The following is a 4,524-nucleotide window of genomic DNA, read 5'->3' on the forward strand; positions in this document are numbered from 1 at the left end:
TTGACCCCGGTATGAGCCTGAATATTTCAGGTCGCTGCGCTGGGCTTAAGTCGAGGGCTTGAGTTCTATAACAACCCATCAAGGCACGGCGGACGGCTTGAAAATTTGATCCGGTTTGCGTTGCCGCCTAACACCTTGATGGCAGGAAAAACCCCGTACATGGCATGGTGTACGGGGTAAGAAGTATGTACTTAACTCGCGCTAGGCTGATTGATTCGCGTTTCGTATTCCTGCACATAACGCCCAGCAGCGCTCTTAGAAATCTCTAGTTTCTCAGCAATAGCTCGCACGCTTAGACCGTTTGCACGAAGTTCTGCCACTTGTTCACGTTTGCTGTTAGCGCGGGCTAGATACTGCTCTCGAGGTTCTGCCATTAGACGCTGAACCGTGCGTGTGGTGACTCCTAAACGCTCTGCGGCTTCTCGAGCGGTAAATTGACGGCGAACAGGTTTAAGTGCGCTCACTATTCATAGCCTCCAATGCTTCTAGACGTTCTTTCATTTTTTGTACGCGCCCTTGTTCTAAGTTTTTTGCCCAGCGTGCGCGGTTGGCTTTGGTCTGCTCCGGGGTAATGTTCCCCCACACCCAGCCAGCAATTGATTTAGCTATCTGCGCCACCTCACTCTCACTCATCGGACCTCGCGAGAACTCATCAGCGATAACAGAGGCGTTTTTCATCGAGGCAAAGGCGTAGACGGTTTCCGCCCATTCGGTGGAGTCCGTATAGCGCAAACGCGCCCGATATGCCCATTGGCGGGTGATATTGAACAGCGCTACGTTCCGACCCACTGTGGAGTCTAAAACGGTTTGTGCCTGTCTGTGTGGGGCTGGAAGTGCCCCAACGTCTCCTAGCGCCCTGGCAAGCTCTCTGAGCCCATAAAGGGCTTCTGCTTCGCCCCAGAGAGGCATATGGGCGTTATGAGTGGGGTTCTTAGTGATTCGCCCGCCGTAGCCGATATCCCCGCCTAAAACGTCCGTCAGCCCCTGCTCAACGCGGGCAAGCAGGTTCACCGGGGCGCGATGTGCCGCATCGGTGAGGCATACCGGGCTGTTCAGAGCGTAGACGATGTGCCCGGAGCGGGTTTGTGGGTTCATAGCCACCCATGAGGGCTGAGGTAGCCCGGCAAGGTCTGCGATGTAGTCAGCGTCTGCCCCGTCGTGGTCAGTGACGATGAGTGACTGCATGGCTAAAGGGTTGGTTTCGATATAGGCGTGTTCCAGCGCCCGCGCCCGTGTCTGGCGCTTGTAGCTACCGTCCTTACGGTGAGAGCACAGAGGCTTTTGGGGTAGCCAATGTTCTGTGAAAACGTTCTCGAAACTCATGGTCTTAGCTAATCACGCTAAGATGCGTCCCAAGTTGATTTACCCCGGCGTGTCCCAACTACGAAATTATTTAATCAGGTAGTTACCCCTCCTACGCTCAAAACCGAAGGTTTATGCACCCGGCTTTCGACCTGCTGAGCGCCACCACCGACGCGCACCGTCAAGCCTTCCCCTCGGTGACGCGCTGGCACGTTCAGGAGGAGCCGAGGACTGCGCGAGGGGCTCTAGGCCGTGTCTCCCTTATGTGCGCAGCCAGGTGATGATCGCGAGGATCGTGGCGGCGGCGCGGTAGGTGATGGCGAGCTTGTCGTAGCGGGTGGCCAGTCCACGCCACTGTTTGGACTTGTTGAAGGACCTCTCGACGACGTTGCGCCCCTTGTAGGCCTCGGCGTCGAACCCGTGGGGTCGACCGCCCTTGCTGCCGCGCCGCTTTCGTGCGGCGATCTGGTCGCTCTTGGCCGGGATGACGGCGGTGATGCGGCGCCTGCGTAACTCGGTGCGGATGACGCCGGTGGCGTAGGCGCGGTCGGCGATCACGGCGTCGGGCCGGGTGCGTGCCCGCCCGCGGCCCAGCCGGGGAACGCTGATGTCGGCGAGGACCTCGAGCAGCATCGCGCCGTCGTTGCGTTGCCCTCCGGTGACCACGATCGCCAGTGGGCGGCCCTTGCCGTCCACCGCGTGATGGATCTTCGTGGTCAACCCACCGCGCGAGCGTCCGACGCCGTGACCTGCGGGTTCAACCTCATCCAACGGGGAATTCTTGTAATTCGAGCAAGCCCCCTGTGTCCTGCTCGGGGCGCGTGGTGTTCGATGCGTGCTGGTGGGCGCGCGCGATCGTGGCGTCGACCGACACGCTCCACTCGATCTTCCCCTCGGCGTCCGCTTCAGCCAGGATCTGCGTCAGGACCCGGTCCCAGGTGCCGTCCTCGGCATAGCGGCGGTGGCGCTTCCACACTGTCTGCCAGGGCCCGTACTCCTCCCGAGGCAGATCACGCCACGGGATCCCGGTCCGGTACCGGTAGGCGATACCCTCCACCACCTTGCGGTTGTGGCCGAAGGGATGACCCCTACGGCCCTCATTCGAGGGCAGCAGCGGCTCGATCCGCGCCCACTCCTCATCACTGAACACCCGGAACCGCGAACGCACCTTGGCCATGGCCTCACACTGCCGCGCCCCTCACCCGCCATAAGGGAGACACGCACTAGTTGACGCTGGGTGGGGTCGCGGTGTAGACTTGCTTCACGGAACGTGGTTTATATCACGTTCGCCCCGACCCGGAAGGTGTTGATGATGACTCAGTACGCAGCAGCCGTGACGTTCCCGGACAATGCCACGGCCTACCAGACCATTTCTGAGCTCCGCGATTCGTCCCTGATTCAGTCCATCACCGCGGCGGCGCTCGTGGAGCGCGATCAGAACGGGCAGCTCCGCGTGCCGGAGGGCGACGACTCCGTGATCGGGCTGGGTGCCGCCGGTGGAAGCCTCGTGGGCATGCTGATCGGCGTGATCGGCGGTCCCCTTGGGATGCTGCTCGGCGTCAGCTCAGGCGCACTCGTGGGCGGTCTCTTCGACCTGAACCGGGCGGACAAGGCGGAGACTGCGCTGGCCGAGTTCGGTCAGGCTGTGCAGCCCGGTCACAACGCCCTGGTCCTGCAGACGGACGAGCCCGACACCACCGCCCTGGACGGTTTCGTCAAGGGCAAGGGCGGAACGATCATCCGTCGTCCGCTCGACGAAGTGGTGGACGAGCTCGAGGCGCAGCAGGCCGCCGCAGAAGCCGCTGCCGACGCCGCCGACGCAAAGTTGCGCGAGCAGCGTCGCGAGGAGCGCAAGGAGAAGTGGGACGAGCGTGTGGAGAACCTGCGCAAGAAGTTCTCGCGCGGCGAGAAGTAGGACCTTCCCCGGCCGCTCTCGCCCGAGAGCTGGAACTGACGCGGTCAAATGTGTCGAACCACCTCACTTGCCTACGGGACTGCGGAATTGTGGTCGCCGACCCGGAGGGGCGAAAGACCCGATACGAGATCGTCGACGCCCATCTTGCCCAGGCGTTGAATTTACTGCTGGATACCACTCTGGCTGCCGACGAGAATGCTCCGTGCATTGACTCGGCATGTGACGTGCCCGGGTGCGCCACCGGAGAGGGGAACAGGTAAGTGGTAACTAGTCTCCTAGGGGCGGTTGGTCTGTTTATCGCCACCAATATCGACGACATCATCGTGCTCTCGCTGTTCTTCGCCCGTGGGGCCGGCCAAGCGGGGACCACACTTCGGATCCTGACCGGGCAGTACCTTGGTTTCGCGGGCATCCTCGCAGCCACGATTCTGGTCACCCTAGGGGCGGATGCCTTCCTGCCCACCGAGGCGATCCCCTACTTCGGGCTAATCCCCCTGGCCCTGGGACTGTGGGCGGCCTGGCAAGCCTGGCGGGGAGACGATGACGACGATGACGCGAAAGTCAGCGGAAAGAACGTAAGCGTCTTGACCGTCGCCGGGGTGACCTTTGCCAACGGTGGCGACAATATCGGCGTCTATGTCCCGGTTTTTCTCCACGTGAATACCGCCACCGTTATCATCTACTGCGTCGTCTTTCTGATCCTGGTGGCAGGCCTGGTCCTGTTGGCGAAGTTCGTGGCCACCCGTCCACCCATCGCGGAGGTTCTCGAACGCTGGGAGCATGTGTTGTTCCCGATCGTTTTGATCGGCCTGGGTATCTTCATCCTCGTCAGCGGCGGCGCCTTCGGCCTTTAATAAGCTCATCTCTTATGCTCCTAGGGCCTCTCTAGGTTTCCTCACCGGCATCAACTGAACCGTCTATGAAGTTGTGAAAGGCCGTTGCCGCAGGGACTCGACCACGCTAGGGAGACAGAAATTCTAAAACTGCCCTATTGGGGTGTACCGAAACCGAACCCTTCTGCACCCTGCTCTCGTGAGAACTCTCAGCTAAAGCTCATCAGCTCGCTCAACACCACAAGGCATGTATTCCCACCTTGTAGTGAGTTCCCCGCTTTGCCTAAACCCTAACCACCGCTCTTTATTCTTCAGACGCTTTTGACCGTCACACCTCATGCATCCAATAAGCCAGGAACTTGCAAAATGAGTAATTCACAATAAGCAACGCCGGTTTACGGGGGGAATATGTAGGGTGCTCGACGGGGTCGCTACGCGTGTAGCAAGCTGTACATTTACGTTACGTAAATAGCT

The 4,524-nt window shown here is 60.3% G+C and carries 6 protein-coding genes; 3 read left to right on the top strand and 3 right to left on the bottom strand.

Annotated features, from left to right (window positions below):
- Window positions 1-191 precede the first annotated feature (191 nt).
- The 3 genes from IDM48_RS11525 to IDM48_RS11535 all read right to left on the bottom strand — a co-directional run bounded on the left by IDM48_RS11525 (window position 192) and on the right by IDM48_RS11535 (window position 2,479).
- A complete protein-coding gene (locus IDM48_RS11525; RefSeq protein WP_238398090.1) occupies window positions 192-464 on the bottom strand; it encodes a helix-turn-helix domain-containing protein in 273 nt (90 codons plus the stop codon).
- On the bottom strand, window positions 451-1,323 hold the full coding sequence (locus IDM48_RS11530; RefSeq protein WP_202939954.1) for a replication initiation protein: 873 nt from the start codon (window positions 1,321-1,323) through the stop codon (window positions 451-453). The genes IDM48_RS11525 and IDM48_RS11530 overlap by 14 nt, the downstream gene beginning before the upstream one ends.
- Window positions 1,324-1,563: 240 nt before the next feature.
- Window positions 1,564-2,479 (bottom strand): IS5 family transposase gene (locus IDM48_RS11535; protein ID WP_238398091.1). Its coding sequence is split into 2 segments (ribosomal slippage): window positions 1,564-2,103 and window positions 2,105-2,479, totalling 915 coding nucleotides; the frame shifts between segments, so codons are not numbered across the junction.
- A gap of 132 nt (window positions 2,480-2,611) precedes the next feature.
- On the opposite strand from IDM48_RS11535, the gene IDM48_RS11540 reads away from it, so the two are divergent.
- From IDM48_RS11540 to IDM48_RS11550, 3 genes are read left to right on the top strand one after another with little or no spacing between them, the layout of a single operon-like run.
- On the top strand, window positions 2,612-3,217 hold the full coding sequence (locus IDM48_RS11540) for a DUF1269 domain-containing protein (protein ID WP_238398089.1): 606 nt from the start codon (window positions 2,612-2,614) through the stop codon (window positions 3,215-3,217).
- Complete coding sequence (locus IDM48_RS11545) at window positions 3,163-3,477, top strand: ArsR/SmtB family transcription factor (protein WP_202939953.1); 315 nt, start codon at window positions 3,163-3,165, stop codon at window positions 3,475-3,477. Before IDM48_RS11540 ends, IDM48_RS11545 begins: the two co-directional genes overlap by 55 nt.
- Entirely contained in the window at window positions 3,478-4,071 is a 594-nt protein-coding gene (locus tag IDM48_RS11550) for a cadmium resistance transporter (RefSeq protein ID WP_190616929.1), read from the top strand.
- The last annotated feature ends 453 nt before the right edge of the window (window positions 4,072-4,524 follow it).

This window comes from Rothia amarae (genome assembly GCF_014705945.2).
GTDB lineage: Bacteria > Actinomycetota > Actinomycetes > Actinomycetales > Micrococcaceae > Rothia > Rothia amarae.